The organism is Gelidibacter pelagius, assembly GCF_017581925.1.
Classification (GTDB): domain Bacteria; phylum Bacteroidota; class Bacteroidia; order Flavobacteriales; family Flavobacteriaceae; genus Gelidibacter; species Gelidibacter pelagius.
In genome coordinates this window covers 123,742-139,586 of sequence record NZ_JAGEVG010000002.1, presented here as the reverse complement: position 1 = coordinate 139,586, position 15,845 = coordinate 123,742, and the positions used below count along the sequence as shown (strand labels likewise).

General features: G+C 38.3%; 11 protein-coding genes and 1 tRNA gene. 7 read left to right on the top strand and 5 right to left on the bottom strand.

Annotated features, from left to right (window positions below; translation table 11 throughout):
- Positions 1-8: 8 nt before the first annotated feature.
- Complete coding sequence (locus J4051_RS02225) at positions 9-1,196, top strand: efflux RND transporter periplasmic adaptor subunit (protein ID WP_208232123.1); 1,188 nt, start codon at positions 9-11, stop codon at positions 1,194-1,196.
- Entirely contained in the window at positions 1,189-4,689 is a 3,501-nt protein-coding gene (locus tag J4051_RS02220; protein WP_208232122.1) for an efflux RND transporter permease subunit, read from the top strand. Before J4051_RS02225 ends, J4051_RS02220 begins: the two co-directional genes overlap by 8 nt.
- A gap of 278 nt (positions 4,690-4,967) precedes the next feature.
- Here J4051_RS02220 and J4051_RS02215 read toward each other — a convergent pair whose 3' ends face one another.
- The 5 genes from J4051_RS02215 to J4051_RS02195 form a co-directional block, all read right to left on the bottom strand.
- Positions 4,968-7,283, bottom strand: a complete 2,316-nt coding sequence (locus J4051_RS02215) for an inorganic phosphate transporter (RefSeq protein WP_208232121.1) — start codon at positions 7,281-7,283, stop codon at positions 4,968-4,970.
- Positions 7,284-7,352: 69 nt separating this feature from the next.
- Complete coding sequence (locus J4051_RS02210; protein WP_208232120.1) at positions 7,353-8,555, bottom strand: porin; 1,203 nt, start codon at positions 8,553-8,555, stop codon at positions 7,353-7,355.
- 166 nt (positions 8,556-8,721) lie between these two features.
- Entirely contained in the window at positions 8,722-9,354 is a 633-nt protein-coding gene (gene pth / locus J4051_RS02205; protein WP_208232118.1) for an aminoacyl-tRNA hydrolase, read from the bottom strand.
- Positions 9,355-9,792: 438 nt separating this feature from the next.
- A complete protein-coding gene (locus J4051_RS02200; RefSeq protein WP_208232116.1) occupies positions 9,793-10,455 on the bottom strand; it encodes a 50S ribosomal protein L25/general stress protein Ctc in 663 nt (220 codons plus the stop codon).
- A 161-nt stretch (positions 10,456-10,616) separates the two neighbouring features.
- On the bottom strand, positions 10,617-11,558 hold the full coding sequence (locus tag J4051_RS02195; RefSeq protein ID WP_208232114.1) for a ribose-phosphate pyrophosphokinase: 942 nt from the start codon (positions 11,556-11,558) through the stop codon (positions 10,617-10,619).
- A 155-nt stretch (positions 11,559-11,713) separates the two neighbouring features.
- On the opposite strand from J4051_RS02195, the gene J4051_RS02190 reads away from it, so the two are divergent.
- The 5 genes from J4051_RS02190 (at position 11,714) to J4051_RS02170 (ending at position 15,824) form a co-directional block, all read left to right on the top strand.
- Positions 11,714-11,795 (top strand) — tRNA-Leu (locus tag J4051_RS02190).
- A gap of 176 nt (positions 11,796-11,971) precedes the next feature.
- Positions 11,972-12,421, top strand: a complete 450-nt coding sequence (locus tag J4051_RS02185; protein WP_208232113.1) for a hypothetical protein — start codon at positions 11,972-11,974, stop codon at positions 12,419-12,421.
- 145 nt (positions 12,422-12,566) lie between these two features.
- A complete protein-coding gene (locus J4051_RS02180; RefSeq protein ID WP_208232111.1) occupies positions 12,567-12,821 on the top strand; it encodes an autorepressor SdpR family transcription factor in 255 nt (84 codons plus the stop codon).
- Positions 12,822-12,824: 3 nt separating this feature from the next.
- Positions 12,825-13,490 carry an SdpI family protein gene (locus J4051_RS02175; protein WP_208232109.1) on the top strand — a complete coding sequence of 222 codons (666 nt, stop codon included), beginning with the start codon at positions 12,825-12,827 and terminating at the stop codon, positions 13,488-13,490.
- Positions 13,491-13,811: 321 nt separating this feature from the next.
- Entirely contained in the window at positions 13,812-15,824 is a 2,013-nt protein-coding gene (locus J4051_RS02170; protein WP_208232357.1) for an amino acid carrier protein, read from the top strand.
- Positions 15,825-15,845 lie beyond the last annotated feature (21 nt).

Genomic DNA, 15,845 nt, shown 5'->3' with positions numbered 1-15,845 from the left:
AATCAAAAATGAAATACATACTCACCATCTTAACATTAAGTATTCTCCTGACCTCCTGCGGTGAAGGCAAAAAAAACACGGTTGAAAAAGCTTTGGAAAGCAATGATCTTGAAACCATCAGAAAAAAGAGAGCAGAACTTGTAGATGAACAACAAGTTCTTCATGGCAAGATCGTGTTGCTTGATGAAAAGATTTCCGTTTTGGATACCACCAAAAACGTTCCGCTCATCACCACTTTTAAAGCCACTCCTGAAGAATTCAATCACGTATTGGAACTACAGGGCAATGTCACTACAAAAGATTTAATGGTCATAACACCTGAGTATAGCGGTATCCTTACCAATGTCTATGTAAAAGAAGGGCAATGGGTCAGCAAAGGCCAGACTCTTGGCAAAATCGATGATGGTGGTTTGAGCCAACAATTGGCACAACAGCAAATTCAAACAGATTTAGCGCAAACAACCTTTGAGCGTCAAAAAAGACTGTGGGATCAAAAGATTGGAAGTGAAATCCAATTTCTTCAAGCGAAATCCACTTATGAAGGACAGGTTGAGGCCGTTAACCAAATACAGCAACAAATAGCAAAAACTATCGTAAAAGCGCCTTTTTCAGGGACAATTGATGCGGTGATAACAGAACAAGGTAGCGTTGTTGCGGCGGGACAAACGGAATTAATGCGCATAGTCAACTTAGACAATATGTATATTGAAACTGAAGTCCCTGAGCGTCACCTAAGCACTATTACTGTAGGAAAAGACGTAGAAGTCAATTTTCCAATACTCGGCAAAACGATAAATGCTAAAGTACGTCAAACCAGCAATGTGATCAACCCTTCCAACAGAACATTTAAAGCAGAGGTTGCCATTCCTAACAAGGATAAATCATTCAAACCAAATTTAACCGTACGTCTCAAAATCAACGATTACACCAATAAGGATGCAGTTTTGATTCCGCAGAGCATTATTTCTGAGAATGCCGAAGGTGAGCAATACGTCTATGTTGTTAAAAACAAAAACGATAAAAATCAAGGCACAGCTACTCGGGTAATCATCAAAACGGGACGGACCCAAGGCGATTTGATTGAGGTTTTGGAAGGGATAGAAAGTAATGCCGAATTGATTCAAGAAGGCGCGAGAAGCGTAAAAGACGGGCAAACCGTAGAAGTATTAATACTAGACAACAATACGAATGGCTAAGAAGAAAAAACAAGTGGAAAAAGAATTTGGCTTGTCTTCATGGGCAATTACCAATAAAACAACCATGTACGTGCTAATTGCCGTGATTTTCTATTTAGGGATTTCAGCATTTTTCAGCATGCCTCGTGAGAGTTTCCCGGAAGTCAACATCACTAAAGTTTTTGTAAGCTCCATTTTCCCTGGAAATACTGCTGAAGACATTGAAAAACTCATCACAGATCCGCTTGAAGATAAGTTAAAAACCTTAAGTAATGTGGTTGAAATCACCTCCACATCTCAAGAAGATTTCTCTATGGTCGTTGTCGAATTTGATGAGAATATTACTGTAGAACAAGCCAAACAAAAAGTAAAGGATGAAATAGACAGTGAAACCGCCAGTGAAGATTGGCCAACTTTTAATGATGCGAAAGTTGTACCTGATGTGTTTGAAATGAGTCTCTCTGAAGAAATGCCGATTCTAAACATCAATATTTCGGGAGATTACACGGTTGAAAAACTTAAGGAATTTGCAGAATACCTTCAGGATGAAATTGAAGATATTCAAGAAATTAAAAAAGCGGACATTCGTGGCGCTCAGGAAAAAGAGATAGAAGTTGCCGTGGACATCTACAGAATGATGGCCTCCCAGGTCACTTTCAATGATATTATAGGTGCCATCAAAAATGGGAATATCACCATGTCTGCTGGAAATTTAGTCGCTAGTGGTCAAAGACGTACCATTCGTGTGTTGGGTGAAATTGACTCGCCTAAAGAATTGGAAAACTTTGTTGTAAAGTCCGAAGATGGAAACGCCATCTACCTTAAGGACGTTGCCACCGTAACTTTCCATGAAGAGGATAGAACCACGTTTGCACGCGAATTTGGAGATCCTGTGGTCATGTTGGACGTTAAAAAACGGGCCGGAAAAAACATGGTTGATGCGGTAGAACAGATTATGGTTATTGTTGATAAAGCTAAGGCTGAAGTCTTCCCGCCAGACCTGAAAGTTTCTATTGCCAATGATCAATCCTCTGTAACTATTGGCCAGGTTGACGACTTGGTAAACAATATTATTTTTGGAGTCATCTTGGTAGTTACCGTCCTGATGTTCTTCTTAGGGTTCAAAAATGCTATTTTTGTCGGATTTGCTATTCCGATGTCCATGTTCATGTCCTTAATGATCTTAAATTTGTTAGGCCATAGTTTGAATACGATGGTACTTTTCGGACTGATCATGGGTCTCGGAATGTTAGTTGATAACGGGATTGTAGTGGTTGAAAATGTCTATCGTCTGATGGATGAAGAAGGCATGACTCGTGTGGAGGCAGCCAAAAAAGGTATTGGAGAGATTGCCTTTCCTATTATCATTTCAACGGCTACAACGGTAGCGGCATTTATCCCCTTAGGATTGTGGCCAGGCATAATGGGTGAATTCATGATGATCTTACCAATTACCCTATCGGTGGTTCTTGGATCCTCATTGTTTGTTGCTATATTTTTCAACTCGGTTTTGGTGTCTCAATTTATGAGTATCGAAGATAAGAACATGCCTTTAAAACGCATTATCATCACCACAAGTGTGATGGCTATCCTTGGATTAATTGTGTTTTTTGTGGCTGGTGAATACCGTGCGCTCGGCTCGTTAATGATATTTACTGCCATCATGCTTTGGGTATATCGTTTCTTCTTAAGAAAATGGGCCAACAGTTTTCAAAACAGCACACTCGTTAAATTAGAGAATTGGTATGAGCGTCAGCTGCGTAGCGCCCTTTCCGGAAAGATGCCTTACATTTTAAGCCTTGGTACTTTTGCTTTATTGATTTTGGCATTTGTGGGATTTGGTGCTTCTTTGGGATCACAACGTACAAAAGTGGAGTTTTTCCCAGACAACAAACCCAACCAAATCATTGTCTATATTGAATACCCTCAAGGTACCGCTATTGAAAAAACCAATGCCATTACGAAGCTGATTGAGAAGCGTGTTTATGGCGTCATCAATGATGATCAATATCGAGACGGCGATTATAACTTTTTGGTAGAAAGTGCAGTATCTCAAGTTGGCGAAGGTGCAGGAGACCCTCAAGCAGATATGGGATCGGCTGCAGAAATGCCGCACAAGGCAAAAATCACAGCTTCCATGCGTGAATATAAATACCGAAAAGGTGCCGACAGTGAACTTCTGCGCCAAAAAGTTCAGGAAGCTTTGGTAGGCATCTATCCTGGGGTGCTGATTTCGGTAGAAAAAGATGCTAATGGTCCACCTGTGGGTGCTCCGATCAATATAGAAATTCAAGGTGAAGATTATAATGAATTGATCGTCACTGCCGAAAATATGCGCGAATTTATAAACGCCAAAAATGTTGCGGGCATTGACGAGCTTAAAATTGATGTCAATAAGGACAAGCCAACCATGCGTGTGACCATAGATCGGGAAAAAGCAGGGGAGCTTGGCGTCAGTGCCGCTCAGATTGGGCAGCAATTGCGCAACTCAATATTTGGCGCTAAAGCAGGAATCTACAAAGAAGCAGGTGATAATTATGATATTTACGTCCGCTTTAATGAAGAGAACCGGTATAATCTAAATGCACTATTTAACCAAAATATCACGTTCAGGGACAATAAAGGTCAGATCAAGGACATCCCATTGTCTACGCTCATTAAATACGAGAACACTTCAGGATTTAGTGCGATAAAACATAAGGGAACCAATCGTGTGGTTACCGTCTATTCAGCACTAACTCCTGGTTTCACGGATGCAGGCGCCATTGTAGCACAAATTCAAAATGAAATGAAAAGCTATGAAGGTATGCCTGAAAACATCAAAATTGATTATACAGGACAGATTGAAGAGCAGCAGAAACAAATGACATTTTTGGTAGGAGCATTTTTAACCGGTCTTGGATTGATTTTCTTTATTCTTATTTTCCAATTCAACTCCATATCAAAGCCTACCATTATCATGTTGGCGATATTTTTGAGCCTTATTGGTGTCTTTGGTGGTATTGTGGTTACAGGAAGTGCTTTTGTGATTATGATGACCATGGTTGGAATCATTTCCTTGGCAGGAATTGTAGTCAATAACGGGGTCGTTCTTTTGGATTACGCCGAATTGCTTATCGATCGTAAAAAATTCGAACTCGACATTGATAAAAGTGATTATTTAGAAATTGATGATCTTTTTGAAAGCATTGTTAAGGCCGGGAAAGCACGTTTACGACCTGTTTTATTAACGGCTATTACGACTATTTTAGGATTAGTGCCTTTGGCTATTGGTCTAAACATCAACTTCTTTTCATTATTCAAAGAATTTGACGCCGACATCTATATGGGTGGGGATAACGTTGTATTCTGGGGACCTTTGGCTTGGACGGTTATTTACGGTTTGTTGATTGCAACATTCCTAACATTGATCGTCGTACCGATTTTATTCTTTTTAGTTACGAAGTTTAAAATGTGGCTGCGTTCCAAAATAAGATCGGTTAACGAAGATTTGGATCATGAATTGGCAGAATAATCGCCATTAAAGAAGTAATATTAAAAGACCAACGGACACTGTTCTGTTGGTCTTTTTTATCTTATGGTCCAACCATTCACAATAATGTTTGGATGCCCATCAAGAAGCTCGGAGCTCGTCCGAACGTCAAAGTCGGTAAGTCCACCAGGTATGAGTCTTAAATTATCTTTTTCGATCGAGGCAAGACTCCGGTAATTAAAACCCATTAATGGAAATGAAAAACCCTAAATGTATCATGTCCATTTAGGGTTTTTTATTTTTAACTATCAGATCCTCTTCTATTTCTTCTTATCAGGAAATGGAATTGGTTTTACCGAACTATCATGTGCGAGATAGTACTCTTCCAAAAGGTTCATTGTAGCGGTCAACAAGTCTTTCGTCTCCAACAAAATGCTGAAATATAAGGTTGTATTTTTTGGACTCGATTCTTCCGTACGGGTACGTTCCACCTGTTTTTGGATCTTATCAGTAACTAAGGATACAATTTCCTTTTTACGGCCTAAAATGATCCCTATTTCCTCAAAAGAATGCGATTCAAAAGCATTTCGTGTATTGTTGAACAAGCGCTCAAAACGTTCATCCACTTCCTTAAGTTCTTTTATTTGACTGAACTTTAATTTTTTATGGTTGTTGTGGATGTGTTTGTGGCTCACTTTTGAAATATATTCCAAAGATTGCGTCATATCCTGTAAGAATCCTAAAATATTGATGTAAAAATTACTCGCTCCTACACTCGAATCGTCTAAATTCTTTATAAAATAGAATATATTGTCACGCAGCTCATCTACCTCCTCAGAGAGCTTTCGCACTTGCTTTTTGTTTTTCTTCAACAATGACAGATCCTGTAAGGCAAGTCCGTTAATAGCATTGGTATAAATCCTATTCCCACGTTTTACGACATTCGCAATGTTCTTTGCACTTTCATAAATCACGCCCTGTACAGAACTACTTTCTGTCTTGCTCAAACGGTCTTCAGCTTTGGTCTCTTTTACTTTTTCCCTATGCGCAATGGAACTCTTGATGAGTAAGCCAAAAGCCAACAACAATAAAATCGGGAACATGACCTTGATGTTCAGATTCAACAAATAAGCTACTAATGCCGCTGAAAAGAAGGCACTGAACGCAGTAAAAAACCACCCACCAATAACATTGATCACACCCGCCACTCTATAAACAGCACTTTCAGCTCCCCAAGCCCGGTCGGCCAAAGATGAACCCATGGCCACCATGAAGGTTACATAAGTGGTTGACAGAGGCAATTTCCAAGACGTTGCAATAGCAATCAACACTGCTGCAACCATGAGGTTTACGGCGGCTCTCACCAAGTCAAAAGAAGGCAATTCGTGTACTTTATCTCTTGCCAACTGAATTACAGGAGGCTCAAACTGTTTGTCAATCTTAGCTTCCCAGGATTTAGGTAGCACATACGAGGACGCCTGTGATAATCCCATAGCTACCCTAACGAACACTCTTGACAAATAGTTGGGTTGAAAACGCTCTTTAGTTTCTCCTTGACTTGACAGATCAATCGATGTTTTTACTACGTTTTTAGCTTTTGATGAAAACCAAAGCGTTATGACCATGATCACGCCGGCCAAAAACAATAATAATGTAGGCGTTGCAGCCGATTCGCCCAAACTCGTCATAGAAAACTCTGAAGCAGACAGCCCCAATGTATTGACAGCCGGATTCATAAAGTCGGAATAGGCTTGAAATGCACCTATCGTAGGCCCGATAAAGTTGACCAAATCATTGCCCGCAAAAGCTAATGCCAACGCAAAAGTACCGACCAAAATGACTAATTTATAAATGTTAGTCTTCAAAAACTCAATCACAGCATAAGACAACAATACCCAAAAAACTAAGCTTATGCTAACAATATAAAATACTTGATGTTCTAAAAACTCCTTTATGGTTTCACCTCCAATGAGATCATAGCTCTCGTTGGCAAAGTTGGTGCCACCAATACCTTTTATAAAAATGAAATAGGTTATGGAAGTCAAAGCAAAGCCTCCAAATAAAGCACCTACCCAATTGGCTTTCTTTTCAAAATCGTAAGAAAGCAATAAACGCGCCACCCATTGTACAAAGGCACCGATAGAGAAAGCCACAACGACAGAAAGTAATATTCCGAAGATAATTTCGGATACTTTGTCTGTATTGATATAGTCGAATACCTCAATATAACCTGCACCACTATGACTGATTTTAATCAGGGTCATCGCCACAGCTGCTCCAAGTAATTCGAATACAATAGAAACCGTCGTAGACGTGGGTAGCCCAATGGAGTTAAAGAAATCCAACAGTAAAATATCTGTGAGCATGACCGCCATAAAAATGATCATAATCTCGCTGAACATAAATTGCTCAGGATGGAAGATACCACTCCGGGCGATTTCCATCATCCCACTTGAAAATATCGCACCAATTCCAATTCCAAGACTGGCAACAATCATGAGCGTTCGAAAAGAAACCGCTTTTGAACCCATTGCCGAGTTTAAAAAATTGACGGCATCATTGCTGACACCAACTACCAAATCAGCAACTGCTAAGATGGCTAAGGCAATGATCATGTATAAGTAAATATTGTCCATAATTTAGTTTAAAATAGTTTGCAAATATCCTTACAGTTATTGAAAGCTATGTTACCTCAATGTTATTTCTTAAAAATGAATGGCAAATTGCAATCGCCACATCAATTCATCATTTGATAGGTTCATCGCTAAATAGCTCACATCAGATTGAACTTTTAATTTATGACCTAAAATATATTTTGATACGCCTAAAGTGTACTGGTTTTTGGAATCTTTCAATGTGATATCATTGTCAAATTCAATATTTGTATACCTTCCAGTAACTTCCCAATTACTTTCAAACACGTAACCTGCCTGAAAATTTAAGCCGTTTCCTATTTGAACGACATCACCGGTAAGAGAACCATCAGAATTTTTAGCCAACGGATCAGCAGCAGTTCTATCCGCATATTCAGCCATCAGTGAAAATCCTTGATACTTAAACATCGCATCAATAAACAACGTCGAAATATTAGTCTCGTAAAATCCTGTATCTGTAATCATATATGTCCCTCGATTGCTTTGTGTTTTCACCGCATTATTGTTAAAGTCATAGGTGACACCGAATGCTAATTTAGGAGCGGGTTCCCTATAGAGATCACCTCCTACATAGTCTCCGTTTTTTATAAAATCACCTAAAGGAAGGAATTCCAATCGCGATGTATATTGAAAACCGCCAATGTTGCCAGAAGTAATATTACGTCCTTCACCTTGGGATAATGCAAATGCCTCCTTAATGATAAAATTATCTGAAAGTTTAAAATGATGCCTTAATTGAAATCCGAGATCTCGTTCAATAGCGTAGGTGCCATCCAAAAGCGACCGATCGACTAATTGAAGATTGCCTGAAGAAGTGAGATAGTCCCTATTTCCAGGAAGTTTTGTTTGTCCGAACCACAATTCGAAATTTTCATAAAAATTCCATTTCATTACCGCATCCAAGATGTATCGCGGCGCATTGGAAGTGTATTTTGAGGCTCCAGAAATATCTCTATTGGAAAGACCAATAGCTATTTTGTAAGTTAATTTGGGTGAGTAGGCAAAGCCGTCAAATTTGAGGCGTGCCCTTCTGATCAGAAAATTAGTTTCTGTATGAGAGAAATTGGAATCTTCTTCTTCCCATTGAGCAAATCCCTGAAATTGTAACTGCATGCCAACTTTCATGGACCAGGCACTATCTTTTCCTTTAAGATTAAGGATACCATCTCCAAACTTAGGAGCATCTAACTCTTGGGCATGGATAATTGAAAACGTAACAAAAAACAATACCAAAAGTGTTGGTTGAAGTGCCATTAATATCAGTTCTTTTCAAGGCAAAGAACTGACTCCAATGTTAACTTAACGTTTCGTAATCGTTAAGCTTTTTAAAAAGTTGTTAATTGAACGTTATTTATAGCAAGAAGCCTCAGAAAAAATTCAGTGCGCAAAATGCTTACGAAAAGAACAGACAAATCGTATTCTACTGGCCATTGAACGTATTCATCGTAATATTTATACCAGCGGTTCCGAATGATTTTATCAGTTCGAAAGCTTTGTCCAGGCGTTCCGGCAATTTTGCTTCTTCTTCTTGGGTCCATTCTCCCAAAACATAATCGACCTGCCTCCCCTGACTGAAAGCATCGCTAATACCAAACCTAAAGCGGTTATAGTTGGTAGTCTGCAATTTGTCTTGTGTGTCTTTTAATCCGTTGTGACCACCATCACTTCCTTTGGTCTTTAGTCGAATGGTGCCAAAAGGCAAATTCAAATCATCCGTAATTACCAATAGGTTTTCAAGGGGGATGTTTTCTTTATTCATCCAATAAACGATAGCTTTCCCACTCAAATTCATATAAGTGCTGGGTTTTAATAAGATAAACTGTCGCCCTTTAAATTTATATATGGCAACGTCACCCAACTTCTGGGTTTCAAAACTTAAACTCTCCTTTTTTGCCAAATGGTCCAAGATTCTAAATCCAATATTATGGCGTGTATTGGCATAATCACTACCAATATTACCTAAACCTACAATGAGATATTTTTTCATAGTATTTTCTTCAACCGAGGTTGCGTTTTTTGAAGATTTAAAAAATTTGTGTAAAAAACTGAGCATGTAAGTTCCATTTTAAAACATGTTTGTCAAACTGAAAAATAACCTTTTTTTGAGAAAAACTCAGAATGATTGCGATAAACAATTTTCAATTGGGAAAATAAAAGGTATTAGTGGGTATCTAACAAAAATTGGTATCATCCCCATAAGTTTTGGACACCCCCACAAAACTCAATGCGCTCCGCTTTTGACAACCTAATTAATAGCGCAGAACATAGAGATCCCGCCGAAAAGGCGGGATTAGTTCAACCAACATATTCCAATGCGCCTTCGGCTTTTTAAAACTTAAATAATAGCATAAAACTTAGAGATCCCGCCGAAAAGGCGGGATTAGTTCAACCAACATATTCCAATGCGCCTTCGGCTTTTGGAATATGGGTTTCACTAAAAAAAAGCATCCTGAATAAACAGAATGCTTTTAAATATATTGCAAAACAAGATTTACTCTTGACCTTCTGCTGGTGTTTCAGCGCCTTCAGCAGTTGCTTCTGCTCCTTCTGCACCTTCTGCTCCTTCTTCAAGCTCGTCTTCATCTTCTCCTTCAAACTCAGCAATACTTGCTCTAGAACGTCTTACTTGACATACTACGGTATTGTCTGGGTGTAAGAATTTATAGTCAGAATTTTCCAATTCAGTAATGTACATTTTACTTCCAATTTTTAAAGGTGTAATATCCACCTCTATAAAATCTGGTAAATTTGCTGGGATAGCTTTTATTCTAAGCTTACGTTGATTTCTCTGTAAAACCCCACCATTCAGCACTCCCTTTGAAGTTCCAATGATGTGCACAGGAATTTCCATCATGATTTCTTTGTCTTCATATAACTTATAAAAGTCGACGTGAAGAATTCTGTCAGATACTGGGTGAAATTGAATGTCTTGCATAATCGCGTTAAAAGACGTCCCATTTTCCATGGCAATCACAACTGTATGCGCATTAGGCGTATAAACCAGTTTAGAGAAAGCTAATTCAGGTGCTGAGAAATGCACTGGTTCGTCTCCTCCGTATAATACGCAAGGAACCTGACCAGCATTACGTAAGGCTTTTGTTGCTTTTTTGCCCACGCTTTCTCTTTGAGATCCGTTGATTGTAATTGATTTCATAATTGTTTATTTATTGTTATTTAATGGTATTATGGAAACTATTTTGAAACAAAACGAAGTGTTTTGCTCCAAGTCGTTTTCATTTGAAAATTATTTATTAATTGTTACTATTATTTATTATCGTTGATAACCATACTCTCCTTCCCTTTGGGATGGGCCTATTACATTAAAAACTTAGAGCTGATAGATTTATTATAATGTACGTTATGCATCACTCCAGCGAACAAATCGGCGCAACTGATCACTCTAATCTTATCGCTTTTTTGTTTTAAAGGAATCGAATCTGTAACGATCAACTCTTCCAGTTTAGAGTTTTCCAAGCGTTCATAAGCATTTCCAGATAAAATAGGATGTGTACAAATAGCTCTTACGCTTAATGCACCGCGTTCCATCATCAAATCTGCAGCCTTGGTCAGTGTGCCTGCGGTATCCACCATATCATCTACTAATACCACATTTTTACCAGTAACATCACCAATCAACTCCATGTGAGAAATGACATTGGCTTTTTCGCGTTGCTTATAACAGATAACCACATCACTTTCCATTGTTTTAGAATAAGCATAAGCTCTTTTGGAACCGCCCATATCTGGTGAAGCAATGGTCAAATTATCCAGATTCAGACTTCTCAAATAAGGTAGAAACACCGTGGATGCAAATAAATGATCTACTGGTTTTTCAAAAAAGCCTTGGATTTGATCAGCGTGCAAATCCATAGTTATAATTCGGGTTGCTCCAGCTGCTTCCAACATTTTTGCTACAAGCTTAGCTGCAATCGGCACTCTTGGTTTGTCTTTTCTGTCTTGTCTTGCCCAACCAAAATAAGGTAAAACTGCTGTGATATGTCTTGCCGATGCACGCTTTGCGGCGTCAATCATCAATAACATTTCCATTAAATTCTTAGGACCAGGATGTGTAGATCCGATGATAAAAATTCGAGTCCCTCTTATCGACTCTTCATAAGATGGCTGAAACTCCCCATCACTATAGGTGGACGTAATAACCTTACCTAAAGGCGCACCAAAGGTCGCTGCAATTTTCTCAGCAAGTTCTGTGCTCTGTGAACACGCAAAAATCTTGGCTTCTGTAACAAAATTAGGCATTGTAATAGAGTGTTTTATAACGAGTTAATCCCCGTTTTCTTTAACAGGCTGCAAATTTAAGAATTTAATTGGACAGAAAAAGTATAAAAGAAAGATATTTTAGTTGTTTGTAGAAAAATATTTTATAATTTTGCAGTCCTATTTAGTACATCCTTGCTCAAGTGGTGGAATTGGTAGACACGTTGGATTCAAAATCCAATGTCGCGAGACGTGCGGGTTCGATTCCCGCCTTGAGTACAACAAAGGCTCCAACAGAAATGTTGGAGCTTTTTTTATTCTCGATTTTGTCTAAGATCGACAATGCCATAAATTACAATATCTTTAATCTGAACCTCATCATTTTTTCTTAATTTGCATAGTCAACACACTAATTCTTCATCTTTAATTACCATTTTCAACAAAAAACAACCCTCATGAAAAAATTCCTCACCTTAGCCTTATGTCTTTCTTTAGCCAATGCTGCTCTGTCCCAAGATTTGGATATCACACTTTTGGAAAATCTAACAACCAAATCTTTCGCTTCATTAGACAAGTATATGATTGACTATTACGGATTTAAAAAAATCAGAAATAATAAAGACGATCTGCAAAGCACCTACGGAAAAACTTATAAGCACGACTTGGACAATACTGTTGTCATTACGGTGATGTCATCAAATGACAAGTCCAATGCTTTAGATGTCTCTCTTGCAAAAAATTATGATGTTCAAGAAATTAAGGACCAACTGGTTTCAAAAGGATATACCTACACCGGCCTTGAAAATTTTGAGTTTTCCGAATTTAAAAAAGATAAATCCGTCTTTTTAGTTTCTGAGATCCCAAACGAAGATGGCAAAACTCAAGTAAAAGTGAAATCCGAATAATTTAACTGCTTCATATATCGTATCCTATATGCTTCTACTAATTGCCCGAATGCAAGTCATAACGGTTTGATTACTTCTCTTCAAATAAAAACATTTGGTTATTTGAAATAATATTTAGATATTTATCTAAATAACTAAATTAAAAATGAATTCTCTATTTAAAGCTCTTAATGACGAAACGAGGAGAAAAATTATAGAATTATTGAAAGAAAGAGATATGAATGCTGGAGAGATTTCAGACCAATTCAATATTTCAAAACCAAGCATTTCACACCACCTTGATATTCTAAAAAGAGCAGATTTGATAACCAGTGAGAAAAAAGGTCAATTCGTCGAATATTCTTTAAACACAACCATTCTTGAAGATTTACTAAACTGGATTCTAACTTTAAAAAACTGATATATGAAACTTAAAAAAGAATTGCCATTCATAGCAATTGTATTATTACCCTTTGCTTATTTAGCTTATATCTGGAATCAATTGCCTGAAAAAGTCCCAGTACATTGGAATAGTTCAGGCGAAATAGATCGTTATGGGGAAAAAATAGAACTTCTACTTATTCCCATTCTACTTCCTTTACTGGTGTATGTCATTTTTTTGGTCATTCCCAGAATTGACCCTAAAAAGAAACTAAATAAAATGGGCAACAAACTTCATACTCTAAAAACTTTGATGACCATTTTAATGTCTATACTTGCTCTGTTTATTCTCTATTCAGCCAAAAACCAATCTTTTGACAATCCCAATTATATGATATTATTAATTGGCGTATTATACATCATTCTTGGAAATTTTTTTAAAACGATCAAGCATAATTACTTTATAGGAATTAGAACACCATGGACTCTTGAAAACGAAAGAGTTTGGAAAGAGACTCATAAATTAGGCGGGAAGCTGTGGTTTATAGGTGGAATTATTGTTGTTCTGTCGAGTTTGATGTTAGACAATAAGCAGAATTTTACCCTGTTTCTTATCATCACGACAATACTCGCGCTCGTACCTGTGGTCTATTCATACATTAGATTTAAAAAGGAAATGAATGGTAGCGTTAAACATGAAAAAGAATAAATCAACAGTAACAATTACTTTCCAGCTGAGAAGAGATGATTTTTTCACTGATATTATTAGACATTTATTGTGCAACAAACTATCTCTCATCAAGAAATAAATCACATAAATTTCATTTATCAAATTGTCATTTTTCTCAATTGCAAAAAAACACCCCAAATATCTTGGGAGGACTTCTGGTAATCACTAAATTGTGATTTTCAATATATAAACCGAAAACACTGAACTATTTTGAAGATAAAACACAGGCTCTTTGCCCTTTTGACGTTCTTATTGATAACCTTTTCAAATGTTATAGCTCAAGTTCAACCTGACGGCAAAATGACCGTACAATTGGAACTGATCAACCCTTCTTCCGAAATTAATAATGGCGTGGCGAAAGTAACAGTCGATGGCGGACTCCCCCCCTATCAATACAAATGGAGTAATATAAATACGGCCTTAGATTCTTCAGAATCTTTTGGCCTAATTGAGGGCATGGAACATTCGGTGATCATTACCGATGCCAATGGAAACACGATTACCAAGCAATTCACCATTCCTGCAAAATCTATTACCGAGATTTTCAATAGTAGCGTACAGCCTGCGGTAGATGTACTAGGTGCCGTTCTATTTTGGGATGCCTTTGCATCTCTCGGAATATATGATCCTGTAGTTTATACCTCCCATAAAAATATTAAAACCCCATTACATGATCCATCCAGCGAGGGGGAATACCATTTGAAAAAATGGCTAGTGACCGATGGGAGCCAAGTAAAAAAAGGCGAAAAAATCGCTTTGTTGGAAAGCCATCTCAATGTAGAATTATCCGTCTATGCTCCAGATACGGGTGTTTTAGAATACGTCATTGAAGAAGGCACTACAATTTCAAGCAAACCTGAACCAGGTTCCTACAGTGTTCCAGTCTTGGCATTAATCAATTTTCAAACACCACAGCCGCTTTTACATCCCAATGGCGATATCAAAACCAGTACGATTCCTTTTATTGTGGTCTGGCTTATTTTAGGCAGTATTTTCTTTACGTTGCGATTGAAGTTTGTCAATATTCGTGGTTTTAAACATTCTTTGGATTTGGCAAGAGGAAAGTATGACGATCCCGATGCTCCTGGCACGATAACGCATTTTCAAGCCATGGCCACCGCTGTATCGGCCACAGTGGGATTGGGAAATATTGCTGGAGTTGCCGTGGCCATTTCCCTTGGTGGTGCGGGAGCAACGTTCTGGATGTTTCTCGCCGGATTTTTTGGAATGTCCTTAAAGTTTGCCGAATGTACCTTGGGCGTGAAGTATCGGTTTATTGATGAAGAAGGCCGCATATTCGGCGGGCCCATGAACTATTTGCGTTACGGGCTTGAAAAGAAAAACCTTAAGCGTTTAGGAAAGTTCTTAGCCATACTTTTTGCCGTACTTGGGGTAGGCGCCTCATTTGGCGGCGGTAATATGTTGCAGTCAAATCAAGCTTTTAAAATCGTATCAGAGCAGATTCCCGTTTTACAGGGTCAAGGGTTTTGGTTCGGAATTGTTTTTGCTATTTTGGTTGGTGCCGTGATTATTGGCGGCATTAAAAGTATTGCCAATGTAACCGCAAAAGTAGTTCCCGTAATGGCCATTTTTTACGTGGTGGGATGTTTGGTGGTGATCGGTTATCATTTCGAATTTCTTGGTGGTGCCTTTGTAGCCATTTTTGATGGTGCTTTTTCTGCACAAGCTATGAAAGGTGGTTTTATTGGGGTGCTCATCATAGGGTTACAGCGTGCTGCATTTTCTAGTGAAGCAGGTGTAGGTTCGGCGGCAATAGCGCACAGTGCCTCCAAAACGAATCATCCAGTTGCCGATGGGTTCACCTCGTTGATTGAACCTTTTATTGATACCATGCTGGTCTGTACCATGACCGCACTCGTATTGATTTTCACTGGTAAACACGAAACAAGCAGCGGCATGGGCGGTGTAGAACTTACCGCAGATGCCTTCGGAACTGTTGTTTCTTGGTTTCCTGCTGTACTGGCGATTGCTGTGGTTTTATTTGCATTTTCCACCATGGTTTCCTGGTCGTATTATGGCATGCGTTCTTGGAGCTACCTCTTTGGAAGGAGCAAAAAACTGGAGTTGGTTTATAAAGTCATGTATTTAGTTTTCGTAGTGTTGGGAGCATCCGTAAGCTTAGGTGCCGTCTTAAGTTTCGCCGATATGATGATTCTTGCCATGTCCTTTCCAAATATCATAGGATTGTATATTATGGCTCCAGAAATAAACGCCGATATGAAAATTTATTGGCAGAAATTGAAAGATGGGAAGCTATATATCAATCCGAAATTCATCAAAGCAAAAGAGTGATTATAAAATTTTGTAAATTAT

Excerpts from the sequence above, each read along its gene's own strand:
- J4051_RS02225 (WP_208232123.1), top strand. The coding sequence starts at position 9 with ATGAAATACATACTCACCATCTTAACATTAAGTATTCTCCTGACCTCC.
- J4051_RS02220 (WP_208232122.1), top strand. The coding sequence starts at position 1,189 with ATGGCTAAGAAGAAAAAACAAGTGGAAAAAGAATTTGGCTTGTCTTCA.
- J4051_RS02215 (WP_208232121.1), bottom strand. The coding sequence starts at position 7,283 with ATGGACAATATTTACTTATACATGATCATTGCCTTAGCCATCTTAGCA.
- J4051_RS02210 (WP_208232120.1), bottom strand. The coding sequence starts at position 8,555 with ATGGCACTTCAACCAACACTTTTGGTATTGTTTTTTGTTACGTTTTCA.
- pth (WP_208232118.1), bottom strand. The coding sequence starts at position 9,354 with ATGCTCAGTTTTTTACACAAATTTTTTAAATCTTCAAAAAACGCAACC.
- J4051_RS02200 (WP_208232116.1), bottom strand. The coding sequence starts at position 10,455 with ATGAAATCAATTACAATCAACGGATCTCAAAGAGAAAGCGTGGGCAAA.
- J4051_RS02195 (WP_208232114.1), bottom strand. The coding sequence starts at position 11,558 with ATGCCTAATTTTGTTACAGAAGCCAAGATTTTTGCGTGTTCACAGAGC.
- J4051_RS02185 (WP_208232113.1), top strand. The coding sequence starts at position 11,972 with ATGAAAAAATTCCTCACCTTAGCCTTATGTCTTTCTTTAGCCAATGCT.
- J4051_RS02180 (WP_208232111.1), top strand. The coding sequence starts at position 12,567 with ATGAATTCTCTATTTAAAGCTCTTAATGACGAAACGAGGAGAAAAATT.
- J4051_RS02175 (WP_208232109.1), top strand. The coding sequence starts at position 12,825 with ATGAAACTTAAAAAAGAATTGCCATTCATAGCAATTGTATTATTACCC.
- J4051_RS02170 (WP_208232357.1), top strand. The coding sequence starts at position 13,812 with ATGACCGTACAATTGGAACTGATCAACCCTTCTTCCGAAATTAATAAT.